The following is a 16,212-nucleotide window of genomic DNA, read 5'->3' as shown; positions in this document are numbered from 1 at the left end:
ATGAAACTTTCAAAAGAAAGTATTTTAGGATTAATCGCTCTTGGAACATTTTTTATACTAGCACTTATAGCCCCTGGATTTTTATCTTCAAACAATATAACAAGTATGATGTTTCAACTGCCAGAATTCGGGCTGATTGCTCTGGCGATGATGGTAGTAATCGTTACCGGCGGAATCGATCTTTCTATAACTTATATAGCTGCACTATCTGGTGTGGGGGCAGCATTGATGCTGACAAATGGGTATGGAATACTACCTGCCATCATTGTAGCAATACTTTTTGCACTAGCTTGTGGCGCATTCAACGGTTTTGTTATATCAAAAATTGGGGTTTCTCCCATCTTGGTTACGCTAGGAACAATGGTCTTATTCGAAGGGATTATTTTGGCCATAACAAAAGGAAATTCTATTTCAGGATTTAGTGATGGATATAGCCTAATAGGCAATGGGTATTACCTGGGGCTTGTCCCGCTTTCGATAGTTATATTTGTCCTATTTGCTATTATTACCGCCGTATTGCTTAGCAAAACAAGCTGGGGAAGAAGTGTGTATATGTATGGAAGCAATGAAACCGCCACATTATTTTCTGGAGTGAAAAACAGCAGAGTGCTCATGAAGGTATACTTATATGCCTCCTTGCTGGCAGCCATATCTGCTATCATCATGACCTCTCGTTATAACTCCGTCAAAGTAGATTTAGGTTCATCTTATCTACTACAATCCGTGGCAGCAGCTGTATTGGGCGGAACAAACATACATGGCGGATATGGAAAGGTTATTGGTACTGTCTATGCAGTCATGATTTTCCAATTCATACGCAACGGGTTAAATCTGTTAGGTTTCCATTCTTCCCTTGTTGACGTCGTAATAGGTGCCATTTTAATTCTAGTCCTTGCGATGAATTTCTTCTCAGATAAATTTAAAAAAGTAGCAGAAACAAGAAAAGCAGAAAAGGCTGCCTAAACCGAATGGATATATGGCATTAATTGTAAGCGATTACGCTATTTAGATATTATCCTGGATTATTCTAGGTAATATAAATTAAATCATATTAACTAAGGGGGACATGAACAATGAAGAAGTTGTATTTGTTATTAATTGCTGCTCTGTTGTTGGTTGGTATTTTAGCTGGTTGTGTTGCTGAGAACAGTGGCAGCTCAGATAGCGAGGGAGAAGCTGAAGCAGGAGGCTCAGAAGGTGAGTCTGCTGGAGGAGAAGAGGGTCTGGATATAGCGGTGGTGCCTAAATTAGTTGGCATTCCTTACTTCAATGCCTCCGAATCGGGAGCAAATGAAGCTGGTGAAGATTTGGAAGGAGTCAATGTTAATTATACAGGTCCGACACAAGCAGATGCATCTGCACAGGTAAAAGTAATTGAAGATCTTATCTCTAAGAATGTCGATGTCATAGCAGTTGCACCGAATGATCCGGCCTCTGTGGAACCGGTATTGAAGAAAGCGAAAGAGGATGGCATTCATGTAATGGACTGGGACACTCCGGCGGATAAAGAATTGGTAGATATTTCCGTAAAACAAGTTGATGATGAAGAGTTCGGACGCCATATGGCACAAAAACTAGTAGAAGCAATGGGAACTGAAGAAGGCGAGATAGCCATTTTGACAGGAGGACTGTCTGCAGCCAACTTAAATTTGTGGATTGAAGCAGCCCAAAAAGAATTCGATGAAAATTATCCTGGAATAGAAATAGTATCTGAAAAAATTCCTACAGATGAAAAGCAACAGGTTGCTTACCAAAAAACCTTGGACCTGCTGAAATCTTATCCTGACCTTAAAGGCGTGTTGGCTGTTTCTACACCAGCTCCTCTAGGTGCAGCACAAGCAGTGCAGGAAGAAGGTTTGCAAGATGAAGTATCCGTAGTAGGTTCTGCACTTCCTACCGATTCTGCTCCATTTCTCGAAGATGGATCACTTGATACCGCTGTTCTCTGGGATCCAGGTAAATTGGGCTATCTAACCGTTGCATTAGGAAAAATGCTGGCAGAAGGAGAAATGCCAGAAGATGGACAGGAAATTGAAGGTGTTGGAGAAATTACGGTGAAAGAAGATGGAAAAACGGTGATTATGGGACCTCCGGCTGACTTCACAAAAGAAAATGCAGCTGACTTTGATTTTTAATTAGAACATCTAATAGAAAAGGGCCGGCTACTAGTAATTTTAATACTTTTGGCCGTGCTCTTTTTCTCTTTCTTTTCTGGACGCTTAATCGTGAAGGAGGAATTAATTTGAAAAAACAAAACTACGAACTTAAAACGGAAAGAATAAATAAAGCTTTTCAAAGATTGAAGGAAGAGCGACCTGAAAAAATGGAAACCAGGCTGAATTTATCATGGAGTAACTGGGGGTTCGGTCTGGAGTCCCTTGAAGAGTCAGTAAAAAGACTAAAAAACGCAGGTATTGATTACATTGAATTACACGGTAACCATTATGGTGCTGATCTTGGTTACAAAACAGATGAGACGCTTGATATTCTACGTCACTATGACATGAAAGTGTCAGGTGTTTGTGGCATGTTTTCTGCTGAAAATGATCTTTCTAGCAATGCCCCGGGGAAAAGACAAGCAGCCATTGAATATATTAAGAGAGAACTAGATTTTGCACATGCGGTAAATGGTGATTACTTGTTGGTTGTGCCTGGAGCTGTCGGACGTCCTAATGCTTATGATGATACGGAGTTTGAAAGAAGTGTTGAAACACTTGGTGGCTTAGGGAATTTGTTTATCGAAAAGGGAATCAAAGCAGCTATAGAACCGGTAAGAGCAGCGGAGGTTAGTTTTGTACATACTATTGGAGAGGTGAAATCATACATTGAGGCAATTAATCATAAAGGCATTGGTCATATAAACGGTGATATATATCATATGCAGTCAGAGGAAGCACATATAGGGGAAGCAATTTTAGAAGCCGGGGATCAATTAGTGAACTTACATTTGGCCGATAGCAACCGAGGAGCTCTTGGGGAGGGATTTATGGATATTGATACGATTATTAAGTCACTTTATCTGATCGGATTTAATCAGCCGGGAAAGTACGTAACACCTGAACCGCTTGGACCAGGGGGAGATCCTTATCCGGCGATGAATGCAAAACCAGATAAACAAAAACTGGACTTTTTAGTAAACCAAACATCAAGTTACTTTAGAGAGCGTGAGGAGGAATTATTGAGCATTAATAGAGGATAGTCTCCTCTGTCATGATTTAAGTAGGAAAGGTGTTGTTTCATTTGCTGGAAAAATTAAAAGAAAAGGTTTTGCAGGCAAATATAGCATTAGAAGACTTTAATTTGGTTACTTTCACTTGGGGGAATGCCAGTGGAATCGATAGAGACAGTGGGTTGGTTGTTATTAAACCAAGTGGGGTCCCCTATAAAACTCTTACCAAAGAAAAGCTTGTAGTGCTAAATATGGAGGGGCATGTGGTGGAGGGTAACTTAAGACCGTCATCAGATTTGCCCACCCATATCGAACTTTATAAATCGTTTCCTGAAATTGGGGGGATTGTCCATACTCATTCTCCTTGGGCTACTATTTGGGCACAAGCTGGGAAATTCATCCCGCCGTTAGGAACAACACATGCTGATTATTTTTATGGTTCTATTCCTTGTACAAGAGCATTGACAGCAACAGAAATAAACAGAAACTATGAGCAGGAAACCGGAAAACTGATTGTTGAGACTTTTAAAGATATAGATTACCGTCGAGTTCCAAGCGTTTTAGTTAACAGCCATGCCCCTTTCAATTGGGGAGTAGATCCCCAAGAGGCTGTCCACAATGCAGTAGTTCTAGAAGAGGTATCAAAAATGGCCTTCCGTTCTCTTCAAATAAACAATGGGCTAGGACCTATGGATCAAGTTCTATTAGATAAACATTATTTAAGAAAACACGGAGTAAATGCATATTATGGCCAGTAGAGGATAAGGAGGCGCAATGATGACGGAAAAGTATGCTATTGGGGTCGATTATGGAACTGAATCAGGACGTGCAGTACTCGTCGCATTATCGGACGGGAGAGAACTAGAAGAACATGTAACGCCTTATCCACATGGTGTTATTGATAACAAATTGCCTGTTTCAGGAATCAAACTAGACCATGAATGGGCACTACAACATCCAGGTGATTATATAGAAGTTTTAAAAAAATCTGTTCCGGCAGTCCTCAAAAGATCCGGAGTGGCCCCCCAGGATGTTATCGGTTTGGGAATAGATTTCACGGCATGTACAATGCTTCCAATAGATGCAGATGGGGATCCGCTTTCCTTCCACCCAGAATTGCAGGATAACCCTCATAGCTGGGTGAAATTATGGAAGCATCATGCTGCACAAAAGGAGGCTAATCAACTAAATGAGATAGCATCAGCAAGGGGAGAGGCATTTCTATCTAGATACGGTGGCAAGATATCATCTGAATGGATGATTGCAAAAGCTTGGCAAATCCTGAATGAAGCTCCGGACATTTATGACAAGGCAGATAAATTTGTAGAAGCAGCGGATTGGGTAGTTTCGAAGATGACGAATACCTTTGTCCGAAACAGTTGTACAGCTGGCTATAAAGCAATGTGGCACAAACAAGAGGGCTACCCGGATAAAGAATTCTTTCGTGCTCTTGACCCTAGATTAGCGGACTTGACGGACACCAAATTAAAAGGGAAAGTTGAACCACTTGGTTCGAAGGCTGGAGTTTTGTCAGAGGAGATGGCTGCTCTTACTGGCTTGTGTACTGGAACTTCAATAGCTGTAGGGAATGTCGATGCTCATGCATCCGTGCCAGCAATAGGAGTAGTGTCACCAGGGAAGATGGTAATGGCAATGGGCACCTCCATTTGCCATATGCTCTTGGGGACAGAGGAAAAAGATATTGAAGGTATGTGCGGAGTAGTAGAAGATGGAATCATTCCTGGTTATTACGGCTACGAGGCAGGGCAGTCAGCTGTCGGAGATATCTTTGCCTGGTACGTAAAAGAAGGCGTTCCTGCTTATGTTCAGGAGACAGCAGAGAAAGAAGGAATGAACGTTCATCAATGGTTAGAAAAAGAAGCTAGTAAATATAAACCAGGTGAGACAGGGTTGCTTGCTCTCGACTGGTGGAATGGAAATAGGTCAGTACTAGTAGACACACAATTAAGCGGTTTACTGATAGGAGCAACCCTTCAAACTAAACCGGAAGAAATTTACAGAGCGCTTTTAGAATCAACAGCATTTGGAACAAGAAAAATTATCGAAGCTTTCCATAATAACGACATTTCCGTTGATGAACTATACGCATGTGGTGGATTACCGCAAAAGAACAAGTTATTAATGCAAATTTATGCAGATGTAACTAACCGAACCATTACATTAGCTGATTCTAAGCATACTCCTGCAGTTGGAGCAGCTATGTTTGGAGCAGTAGCAGCTGGAAAACAGAATGCCGGTTTTTCCAACATTGTGGAAGCTGCAAACAAAATGGCTAGAGTAAAAGAAGAAAAAATATTTCCTATTCCAAAAAATGTAGAGGTCTACGAAAGACTTTTCAAAGAATATGAAAAGCTGCACGATTACTTTGGCAGGGGACAAAATAATATAATGAAAGAATTGAAGAGTCTGAGAGAAAATATTCAAATTTAAATAATTCGAGGAAGTGGAATAATCTCATCCAAAAGAAGGTTTTATTCCCCTATATCAAGTAGTTAAGCGTTTTCGACAGGAGGTGTAATAATGAGCAAATGCAGTATAGCCGTTGATATTGGTGCATCAAGTGGAAGGCTTATTGCTGGATGCCTGCAGGATAATAACCTTAAGTTGGAGGAAATACACCGGTTTGAGAACAACTTGATTATAAAAGACGGTCATTATTGTTGGGATGTTCATGCTTTATACAACGAAATTAAAACGGGAATCCGCTTATGCAGGGATAGGGGTTTACATCCTGAAAGTATCGGAATTGATACATGGGCAGTTGATTTTGTCTTATTAGATGAAAAAAATCGATTACTTACAGATGCTATCGCTTACCGCGATGCTAGAACGGACGGAATGATGGAGGAAGTTTTTAACTTCATTAGCAAAGAGCGTCTGTATTTGGAAACTGGAATACAGTTTCAAAAATTCAACACAATTTATCAATTATACTCTCTAAAAAAGAGCAATCCGGAAGTTCTGGAGCAAGCGACATCTTTTATGATGCTTCCTGATTACTTCAACTACTTATTGACCGGAAAGAAAGTAAATGAATATACGAATGCTACCTCTACTCAGTTAGTAAATGCCTTTACGAAAAAGTGGGACGAAGATTTATTGGATTTGCTTGGTATAAATAAAGAAATGTTCTTAGAAATAAAACCACCAGGATCAATACTGGGAGATATGGAAACAGAGCTATCAAAAGAGCTTGGTATAGAAATGAAGGTGATCCTCCCTGCCACCCATGATACCGGTTCAGCTGTGGTTGCCGTTCCGGAGGTAGATGATACGGTATATATAAGTTCTGGGACTTGGTCACTGATTGGTGTCGAGAACCCGTTTCCTATCTGTATTACAAAAGCATTGGACTATAACTTTACTAACGAAGGTGGTTTCAGTTATCAGTACCGTTTTTTGAAAAATGTAATGGGATTATGGATGATTCAGGAAGTAAAGAGGAATTACAACGATCAATATAGTTTTTCGGAGTTAGTGGAGTTAGCAGACAAAGCCTCCGAATTCGGAGCAAAGATAAACGTGGATAATGATCGTTTTCTGAAGCCGGAAAACATGATAGAAGAAATTCAAAAGGTGTGTCAGGAGACAAATCAGGAGGTGCCTGGGACACCAGGTGAGGTAGCGAAATGTGTCTTTGATAGTTTAGGGGTTAGCTACCAAAAAGCTCTTGATCAAATTGAAGAAATATATGAGAAAGAATTTAAAAAAATTAATATTATCGGCGGCGGCTGCCAGAATGAAATGTTAAATCAGCTGATTGCTGATAAAACAGGAAAAGAAGTTATAGCAGGGCCGGTAGAGGCAACGGCGATTGGTAACCTTGTTTCTCAGCTAATCTCACTAGGAAAAATAAAGGATATCAAGGAGGCAAGAAACATTATTGGCCAATCCTTTAAACTCAAAAGATATACAGCAGCCGGGCGAGAGGAGGAAAATGTAACATGAATATAAAAGAGCAATACGAAATGGCGAAAGAGGCATATGAGAGGTGGGGAGTAGATGTCGAGGGAGTATTAGATAAATTACAAAAAATCCCTATTTCGATTCATTGTTGGCAAGGGGATGACGTCAGTGGGTTTGAAGTAAATAAGCAGGAACTCTCCGGAGGAATAGATGTAACAGGAAATTATCCCGGTAAAGCTAAAACACCGGAGCAATTAAGGGGAGATTTAGAAAAGGCTCTTTCACTTATACCAGGGAAACACCGAGTAAACCTGCATATGATTTATGCGGAAACTAATGGAGAAGTTGTGGAACGGGATCAGCTGGAACCGAAGCATTTTGAAAACTGGGTGAACTGGGCGAAGGAGAATGGATTAGGGTTAGATTTCAACCCGACACTATTTTCTCATCCAAAAGCGGCGGATGGCTTGACACTGGCACATCCGGATAAAGAGATACGCGATTACTGGATCAGACATTGCATCGCCAGTCGCAAGATTGCGGAGTATTTCGGTAAAGAACTTGGTACACCTGCTTTAACAAATATTTGGATACCGGATGGTTTCAAGGATATCCCTAGTGACCGTTTAACTCCGAGACAGCGTTTGAAAGAGTCGCTCGATGAGATATTTGCTGTTGAAATTGACGAAAAATATAATGTTGATGCGGTGGAAAGCAAGCTGTTCGGCATCGGTTCTGAAGCATATGTTGTCGGTTCCCATGAATTTTACTTAGGATACGCTTTAAAGAATAATAAACTATGCTTGCTGGACACAGGACATTACCATCCAACAGAAGTGGTCTCCAATAAAATCTCGGCGATGCTTTTGTATAGTGATCAACTGGCACTGCACGTATCGAGGCCAGTCCGCTGGGATAGCGATCATGTTGTCATATTTGATGATGAGTTGAAAGAAATTGGTTTAGAAATTGTCCGAAACGGTGCCCTTGATAAAGTAAGAATAGGATTAGACTTCTTTGATGCAAGTATTAACCGGGTTGCTGCATGGACCATTGGAACACGTAACATGATTAAAGCTTTGTTATATGCACTGCTTCAACCGAACGAGCACTTAAAACAGTTACAGGAAGAAGGTAACTTTACGGCCCGCTTGGCTTTAATGGAAGAATTTAAGACCTACCCATTCGGTGCAATTTGGGATTATTATTGCGAAAAAATGGGAGTGCCTGCAAAAGAAACATGGCTGGAAGATATCAAACATTATGAAAACGAGGTTTTGCTGAAGAGATAATATACATGCGGATCAGCGGAGGACGAAGCTGGTCCGTTTTTTGTTGGCGACTTTTAGGAGGGATGGCGAGACTATTGCAGCATTCATTTTATTTTTAATTTCTATGAAAAGAAGCTAATTTAATCAAAAACAAATGTTTATTTATGTTGTTTTGCTTCTATAAAAAAACATATGTTAAACCATTGGGATTTCCGATCTTAAGTTGCACGTTGCACACGGATACACTGTTACGTTGGTGCATATTCATCAATTTAAATAAAAATAAACAAAAATAAAAAATACTATTCAAAAATAAACAAAAGAATGATAAGATTAAAGCAGAAAAAGAAACAAACAGGACAGAGGAGGAAACAACTTTGGTACAAAATCGATGGGATGCAAGTAAAGCAAACAGTGAAAGCGGTTTAGAAGAGTTGGTATATCGCTCTAATTTATTGGGGTCAGACCGGTCTGTTGCCAATTGGGGTGGCGGAAATACTTCAACAAAATCCATTGAAACCGACTTCCGGGGAAACGAAGTCGAAGTCATGTGGGTGAAAGGCAGTGGTTCAGATTTAGCTACAATGGGCGCGAAAAACTTCACAGGATTGAAAATGAACGACATCCGCCCCTTAATGGAAAAAGACGATATGACAGATGAGGAGATGGTCAGCTACTTAGCTCACTGTATGATTGATGCCAAACACCCTCGTTCCTCAATTGAAACATTACTACATGCATTTTTACCATTTAAACATGTAGATCATACACATCCCGATGCAATAATAAGCATTGCCTGTGCAGACAATGGAAAAGCAATCGCAAAAGAAATATACGGTAACCGATTCGTATGGGTGCCATACATTCGTCCCGGCTTCAAATTGTCGAAAATGATTGCAGAAGGAGTCCAAAATAATCCTAATGCTGAATTGGTAATCATGGAAAAACACGGGTTGGTGACATGGGGAGAAACCTCTAAAGAAAGCTATGATAAAACAATCTCAGTCATTCAGGAAGCGGAAGACTACATCGAAGCAAAAGCGAAGGAACAAACACTGTTCGGCGGGCAGAAATATGAATCTTTGACAGCGGATGAGAGAAAAGAAATCATTGCGAAAGTGCTTCCTGTTGTCCGTGGCCAAGTCAGCGGAAACAAAAAGATGCTGGTTACATATGACGACAGTGAGGATGTTTTGAACTTTGTAAACAGCGAAAATGCAAAAGACTTATCACAAGTCGGTGCGGCATGTCCGGATCACCTGGTGCATACGAAACGAACGCCTTTATTCGTTGAATGGGATCCTAGCAGCAAAGATGCAGACGCTCTGATAGAAAGCGTGAAAGCTGGTATTGCTTCCTTTCAAGAAGAATATGAAGCATACTTTGAAAAAAATAAATCGGAAGGGGACCAAATGGTGGAAACAGCCCCTCGGGTAGTATTGATTCCAGGAATTGGAATGATCAATACAGGAAAGAACTGGATTGCGGCGAATGTCAGTGAGTCCCTTTACCACCGTGCGATTTCTGTGATGAGAGGATCTACCATTCTTGGAAACTTCGTCTCCCTTAATGAAGAAGAGTCATTTGCGATTGAATACTGGCCGCTCGAACTGTACAAACTCAGCCTTGCACCGCCAGAAGCGGAATTTTCCCGCCAGATAGCATTCGTAACTGGCGGAGCCGGCGGAATCGGAAGTGCAACTTGTTATCGACTTGTCTCTGAAGGTGCCCACGTCGTGGTAGCTGATATCAATCTGGAGGGGGCAGAGGAGCTTGCCGGTCAAATCAACGATCGATTCGGTGAAAACCGCGCCATAGCCGTGAAAATGGACGTTACAAAGGAAGCAGAAGTATCGGCTGCAATTCAAGATTCCGTTTTAACTTATGGTGGGTTGGACATTATTGTCAATAATGCTGGATTGGCTAGTTCAAGCCCTTTTGAAGAAACAACGATGGATAAGTGGAACTTGAATATGAATGTATTGGTGACCGGCTACTTTCTGGTTGCCAGAGAAGCGTTCAAGTTGATGAAAGATCAGGCAATCGGTGGAAGCATGGTTTTCGTTGGCTCAAAAAATTCCATCTATGCAGGCAAAAATGCTGCAGCCTACAGTACGGCTAAAGCAGCGGAAACCCATCTTGCCCGCACAGTGGCGGCTGATGGAGGCCAATACGGTATCCGTGTTAACTCCGTCCTTCCTGACGCCGTTATCCGTGGTTCAAAAATATGGGATTCTGAGTGGAAAGAAGAAAGGGCTTCCTCCTATGGAATTGGGACAGACGACTTAGAAGAACACTATCGAAAACGGACCATTTTGAACGTGAACATCCTGCCGCATGATATTGCAGAGTCGATCGCGTTCCTTGCTTCTTCCAAGTCAGCTAAGACTACTGGATGTATGGTGACAGTAGATGGCGGAGTAGCAGCAGCATTTACAAGATAAAGGTGATCACTGCGGGGTAACAGCGTTTATTCCGGTGTAACCGTCCCTGTCTATCCTGCTTAAAAAAGAAAAATGAGATATTAAACTGAAAATCTGGCAGAGGGCAAGGTCTTTATTAATCGGAGATCCCCTCTATGTCTGTGTTGCGGAACCGTATTTTCCTGTTTAAAATGAGGAGTAAATTAAACCGTCATATAGAGAGGGCATGAAAGTAGGGGTAGGAAGTGTTAGTTGCAGAGAGGCAACAAAAGATAGTAGAGGTCGTAAATGAACGTAAAAGTATCCGTGTTTCCGAGCTCAGCCGTATATTTTCGGTTACAGAAGAGACAATCCGCAGAGATCTGGAAAAATTGGAGACAGAGCAGAAGTTGGCAAGAAGCCATGGTGGAGCTGTTAGCATAATCCCGGATGAATCGGCAGAACTTTCATTTTCCGAAAGAGAAATAACCAACGTTAAAGAAAAGAAGGAAATTGCTAATGAGGCCGCTAAATATGTCATCGAAGGGGATAAAATCATGCTGGATGCCAGTACAACTGCATGGTATCTGGCAAAAGCCCTACCTGACATTCCGGTTACAGTCCTTACGAATTCGATTAAAGTAGCGATGGAACTGAGCAGCAGGAAAGAAGTAACTGTGATTTCAACCGGAGGAACATTGCTGTCTAAATCACTTTCTTACGTCGGGCCTTTGGCGGAATCTTCTTTGGATACTTACCATGTAAATAAAGCATTTATTTCTTGTAAAGGATTCCACCTCGATAAAGGAATCAGTGAGTCAGACGAACAACAGGCAAGGATCAAGAAAAAAATGATGGATAATGCTGACTCCGTTTTTATAATGATTGACCATAGTAAATTTGGTGTGCGGGCTTTTTCACGGCTTAGTGGTATAGAAGCTATTGACCATGTCATAACAGATGGAAAAGTGGATACGGCAATCTTGCAGCAATTGTCTGACAGATCATTAAATTTGATTAAAGTATAATAAGTGCTCGGAAAATAGCAATGGTTTTTTATGGATAACAAAAAGTAAGGGTCTGTTCTCTTAGGGAAATGACTACCAGCCAGCAATGGAGTTTAAGGAAGAGATATTGAGAAGCTTTTTGAATGCGTCACCATTCATGGCAGGAGGAGAGAAAATGAAAGTTTCTATATTTATTACTTGTCTTGGGGATGTATTTTATGTGAATGCCGGTAAAGCGACGGTGGAGTTACTCGAGCGGTACGGATGTGAAGTGGACTTTCCAGAAACGCAGACTTGTTGCGGTCAACCTGCTTATAATAGTGGTTACCATGAAAAGACAAAAGCAGCTGCTAAAAATATGATTACCGCTTTTGAGCATTCAGAGTATGTAGTTTGTCCATCCGGTTCATGTGCATATATGTTCCATGAATATGAGGAGTTATTGCAGGATGAACCAGACTGGAAAGTAAAGGCGACGGCATTAAAGCGAAAAACGTATGAACTCACCCAATTCTTAACGGAGGTTCTTCAAATAGAAAACACCGGAGCAGAATTTCATGCTAAGGCCACCTATCATACATCCTGTCATATGACTCGTTTACTTGGTGTGAAAGAGGCTCCATTAAAACTATTGAGCAATGTCAGCGGTCTGGAGATGGTTGATTTACCGAATCGCCATGATTGTTGTGGCTTTGGAGGAACCTTTTCCGTTAAGATGCCGGAGATTTCCCAACAAATGGTGGACGAAAAAGCTCTCCATATTGAAGAAACAGATGCTGATGTGTTGATCGGAGCAGATGGGGGTTGCCTCATGAATATAGGAGGCCGGTTGAATCGACAAAATAAACCGATAAAGGTGATGCACATTGCTGAAATTTTGAACAGTCGGGGTGATAACTGATGCCATTGCATGTTGGAGAAAAAGCATTTAAGAGCAGAGTTGAAAAAGGTCTTGGAAATGAATTCATGCGAGGCGCCGTCCGTTCCGCACAGGGCCGACTTCAGGACAGCCGTTCCAATGCAGCTGAAGAATTAGGGGACTGGGAAGAATGGCGCAATCTTGGGCAGGAAATCAGACAACACACAATGGAGAATCTCGATTTCTATTTACAGCAATTAAGTGAGAAGGTAGCAGAAAGAGGTGGACATGTTTATTTCGCTGAAACAGCTGAAGATGCCAATCATTACATCAGTGAAGTAATTGAAAAGAAAAAGGCACGGAAGATAGCCAAGTCAAAGTCAATGGTAACAGAAGAAATAGCCTTGAATGAAATTCTGGAAGAACGGGGTTGTGACGTAATCGAAACAGATTTAGGAGAATATATCCTCCAAATCGACGATCATGATCCCCCCTCTCATATCGTTGCCCCCGCACTACACAAAAATAAAGAACAAATCAGAGATGTATTTAAAGAAAAGTTGGGATATCTCCATACAGATAAACCGGAAGAGTTGACATTATTTGCTCGAGAGCAATTAAGAAAAGAGTTCCTATCCGCCGATGTAGGTATCACTGGGTGTAATTTTGCTGTTGCAGAATCAGGCACCTGCGCCCTGGTCACGAATGAAGGGAATGCACGTATGGTTTCAACCCTCCCTAAAACACAAATCACTGTGATGGGAATGGAAAGAATTGTGCCTACCTGGGAAGAACTGGATGTACTAGTCAGTCTTTTGACAAGAGCTGCAGTTGGGCAGAAGTTAACCAGTTATGTGACTGCATTAACAGGGCCAAAGGAAGAATCAGAAGGAGATGGACCGGAAGAATTTCATTTAGTCGTTGTCGATAATGGACGATCCAAAATATTAGGAACAGAATTCCAAGAGGCTCTGCACTGTATCAGGTGTGCTGCTTGTATCAATGTTTGCCCTGTTTACAGACATATAGGAGGCCATGCTTATGGATCTATCTATCCAGGACCGATTGGTGCAGTATTGACCCCCTTACTAGCGGGTTATGAGGATTACAAAGAATTGCCATATGCTTCTTCTCTCTGTGGTGCTTGTACAGAGGTATGTCCTGTAAAAATACCATTACATGAGTATTTAATTGATCACCGGAGAAATATTGTAGAGAAAGAAAACAAATCAAACTTATCTGAAAAATTGGCAATGCAAGGCTTTGATAAACTAGCAGGTTCAGCCGGCCTTTTTAAAATGGCGACGAAAATGGCTCCCATCCTTGTAACCCCGTTTGTTAGCGATGGAACAATTTCGAAAGGACCAGGCCCTCTAAAGGCTTGGACTGCTGCTCGGGATCTCCCATTACCGCAAAAAGAACGGTTCAGGGACTGGTTCAAGCATAGAAGTGAAGGAGGGCGGCCTGATGCAAAAAGGGGCGATTGAAAATAGAGAAACTTTTTTGGATAATGTTGCCAGTCAGTTGGGGCGGAACCGCAGGAAAGATAATGTTACCCGGCCTAAATGGAAGCATCAGGCTCAATGGAAAGTGCTTGCGGACCTTACAGAAGACGAGCTTGTTGATGTACTGGAGAAGCAATGCCAGGTGATTCATACTGATTTTGTCCGGACTACAGAGGAAGAGCTGGGAGCAAAGGTTTTACAAGTATTACAGGCGTACGGGGTTAAAACAGCGTTGACCTGGGATGACCCTCGTTTTTCCAGTTTCGGCTTAACAAATAAGTATGTAGATTGGAAAAGCAGTAGCGATATTGATGTTTTCAAATGGGATATAGAAAATCCCGTGCAAAGCCGCCATTTGGCAGAGCAAGCTGATGTAGGGATTACGTTCAGTGATATAACCCTGGCGGAGTCCGGTACAGTCGTCCTTTTTAGTAGTGATGGAAAAGGACGGTCTGTAAGTCTTCTCCCCTCTACTTATATAGCGATTATTCCAAAAAGCTCTCTGGTTCCGCGTATGTCCCAAGCAACGAGGGAAATCCACCAACGGATAGAAAGTGGAGAACACATCCCTTCGTGCATCAATTTTATTACCGGACCAAGCAACAGTGCTGACATTGAAATGAATTTAGTAGTCGGAGTACACGGCCCGATCAAGGCAGCTTATATTGTTGTGGAAGACAGGTGACTAGTTAAAGTGAAAAACAGGCCGCTTTTAATAGCGGCCTGTTTTTTGTCTAACGGTATATCATATATTGCTCTCTAACCTCTTTAAACGCCTCCAGATCATCCTGCCACTCGGCTTTCATTTCATCCACGGATTGGCCGTTTTCGATCGCTTCCCGAATCCATCCATTTCCGATCAGGTTGTCAAAGAAAGATATGCCGCTGCTGTTTTCTGCGCGGAAGGCAAAATCATCCGGGTACATATCATGGATGGTTTTTACCAGGTGTAGTCCTGTTTCAACAGGCATAAAGCTGTCTCGATCGGTCACATGGATTTCTACTCCATTGGACAACTCACCACTATGTTTCGAAAAACTTGGTGTAAACGATGCAGCCCGGAAAGTGACTCCTGGAAGTTTCAAATCATTCAAAGCTCCCGCAAGTTCCGTACTGTTGATGAAGGGGGCGCCGATCAGCTGGAACGGTTTTGTCGTGCCTCTGCCTTCTGAGACATTCGTACCTTCAATCAAAGCTGCACCTGGATAAACCAAAGCTGTATCAAGGGTCGGCATGTTCGGAGATGGGAGGACAAACTCCAATGGCGTTTCATCATAGTATGCTTCCCGATCCCAGCCGTTCATTTCTACCACGGTCAAATCTGCACCAATATCATATTCTTCGTTGAAAAATTTCGCGAGCTCTCCGACTGTCATGCCATGGCGCAATGGAATGGGATAATTCCCGACGAAGGAAGCATAATCTGGATCAAGGACAGGGCCTTCTACCTTCTCCCCGCTGATTGGATTCGGCCTGTCTAGTACAATAAATGGAAGATCGTTTTCAGCAGCTGCTTCCATGGCATAGGCCATCGTGTAAATATACGTATAGAAACGTGTTCCGACATCTTGAATATCAAATAAAAGAACATCAATATCTTCCAGCATTTCCGGTGTCGGTTTCCTTGTTTCTCCATACAGGCTGTAGACAGGCAAACCGGTTTGTTCATCGATATAGTATTCGACATAATCACCTGCCTGGGCACTTCCGCGAACGCCGTGTTCCGGACCGTATAATGCTGTCAGCTCGACATCTGGATCATTATGCAACAAATCCACAATACTATTAAGATCCTGGTCGACGCCGGTTGGATTGGTGATGAGGCCAACTTTTTGCCCTTCAATCAACTCTTTTTGCTCATTCAACAGTTGTTCAACGCCGAGCTGGAACTTATGCGGGTTGCCTTTTCCTTTATCTTTTCCATATCCATGACCATTCCCGTTGTTGTCAGCGAATACGACTGTCAATGAAGATAGCAAAAGGACGAGAGCAAACAGCGAGACAAACGTTTTCTTCACATGAATCCACTCCTCAATTCGTTTTTTAGTATGCATATAACTGCTTCCGGTATT

13 protein-coding genes are annotated in these 16,212 nt (G+C 42.0%); 12 read left to right on the top strand and 1 reads right to left on the bottom strand.

Features of this window, described 5'->3' with window-relative positions:
- From ERJ70_RS15270 to ERJ70_RS15215, 12 genes are all read left to right on the top strand, one after another.
- Entirely contained in the window at nucleotides 1-963 is a 963-nt protein-coding gene (locus ERJ70_RS15270; protein ID WP_209365658.1) for an ABC transporter permease, read from the top strand.
- Nucleotides 964-1,073: 110 nt separating this feature from the next.
- A complete protein-coding gene (locus tag ERJ70_RS15265; RefSeq protein WP_209365657.1) occupies nucleotides 1,074-2,135 on the top strand; it encodes an autoinducer 2 ABC transporter substrate-binding protein in 1,062 nt (353 codons plus the stop codon).
- 107 nt (nucleotides 2,136-2,242) lie between these two features.
- Nucleotides 2,243-3,199 (top strand): sugar phosphate isomerase/epimerase family protein, encoded by a 957-nt coding sequence (locus ERJ70_RS15260; RefSeq protein ID WP_209365656.1) that lies wholly within the window; start codon nucleotides 2,243-2,245, stop codon nucleotides 3,197-3,199.
- A gap of 41 nt (nucleotides 3,200-3,240) precedes the next feature.
- The gene (locus tag ERJ70_RS15255) at nucleotides 3,241-3,927 is read left to right on the top strand and encodes an L-ribulose-5-phosphate 4-epimerase (RefSeq protein ID WP_309507058.1); all 687 of its coding nucleotides are present in this window, start codon (nucleotides 3,241-3,243) and stop codon (nucleotides 3,925-3,927) included.
- Nucleotides 3,928-3,946: 19 nt separating this feature from the next.
- Nucleotides 3,947-5,620 carry a ribulokinase gene (locus tag ERJ70_RS15250; protein WP_209365655.1) on the top strand — a complete coding sequence of 558 codons (1,674 nt, stop codon included), beginning with the start codon at nucleotides 3,947-3,949 and terminating at the stop codon, nucleotides 5,618-5,620.
- 90 nt (nucleotides 5,621-5,710) lie between these two features.
- Nucleotides 5,711-7,138 (top strand): rhamnulokinase, encoded by a 1,428-nt coding sequence (rhaB, locus tag ERJ70_RS15245; protein WP_209365654.1) that lies wholly within the window; start codon nucleotides 5,711-5,713, stop codon nucleotides 7,136-7,138.
- Nucleotides 7,135-8,388: an L-rhamnose isomerase gene (gene rhaA / locus ERJ70_RS15240; protein ID WP_209365653.1), complete on the top strand. Its 1,254-nt coding sequence runs from the start codon at nucleotides 7,135-7,137 to the stop codon at nucleotides 8,386-8,388. The genes rhaB and rhaA overlap by 4 nt, the downstream gene beginning before the upstream one ends.
- A gap of 311 nt (nucleotides 8,389-8,699) precedes the next feature.
- On the top strand, nucleotides 8,700-10,811 hold the full coding sequence (locus tag ERJ70_RS15235; RefSeq protein WP_256439096.1) for a bifunctional aldolase/short-chain dehydrogenase: 2,112 nt from the start codon (nucleotides 8,700-8,702) through the stop codon (nucleotides 10,809-10,811).
- A 224-nt stretch (nucleotides 10,812-11,035) separates the two neighbouring features.
- Complete coding sequence (locus ERJ70_RS15230) at nucleotides 11,036-11,797, top strand: DeoR/GlpR family DNA-binding transcription regulator (RefSeq protein ID WP_209365651.1); 762 nt, start codon at nucleotides 11,036-11,038, stop codon at nucleotides 11,795-11,797.
- 154 nt (nucleotides 11,798-11,951) lie between these two features.
- The gene (locus ERJ70_RS15225) at nucleotides 11,952-12,677 is read left to right on the top strand and encodes a (Fe-S)-binding protein (protein WP_209365650.1); all 726 of its coding nucleotides are present in this window, start codon (nucleotides 11,952-11,954) and stop codon (nucleotides 12,675-12,677) included.
- Entirely contained in the window at nucleotides 12,677-14,122 is a 1,446-nt protein-coding gene (locus ERJ70_RS15220) for a LutB/LldF family L-lactate oxidation iron-sulfur protein (protein WP_209365649.1), read from the top strand. The genes ERJ70_RS15225 and ERJ70_RS15220 overlap by 1 nt, the downstream gene beginning before the upstream one ends.
- On the top strand, nucleotides 14,103-14,825 hold the full coding sequence (locus tag ERJ70_RS15215; protein WP_209365648.1) for a LutC/YkgG family protein: 723 nt from the start codon (nucleotides 14,103-14,105) through the stop codon (nucleotides 14,823-14,825). Before ERJ70_RS15220 ends, ERJ70_RS15215 begins: the two co-directional genes overlap by 20 nt.
- A gap of 49 nt (nucleotides 14,826-14,874) precedes the next feature.
- Here ERJ70_RS15215 and ERJ70_RS15210 read toward each other — a convergent pair whose 3' ends face one another.
- A complete protein-coding gene (locus tag ERJ70_RS15210) occupies nucleotides 14,875-16,158 on the bottom strand; it encodes an exo-beta-N-acetylmuramidase NamZ family protein (protein ID WP_209365647.1) in 1,284 nt (427 codons plus the stop codon).
- Nucleotides 16,159-16,212: the final 54 nt, after the last annotated feature.

This window comes from Sediminibacillus dalangtanensis (assembly GCF_017792025.1).
In the GTDB taxonomy this organism is placed as follows: Bacteria; Bacillota; Bacilli; order Bacillales; family Amphibacillaceae; genus Sediminibacillus; species Sediminibacillus dalangtanensis.
The sequence above is the reverse complement of the archived record's forward strand: the minus strand, read 5'-3'. Positions and strand labels throughout refer to the sequence as shown.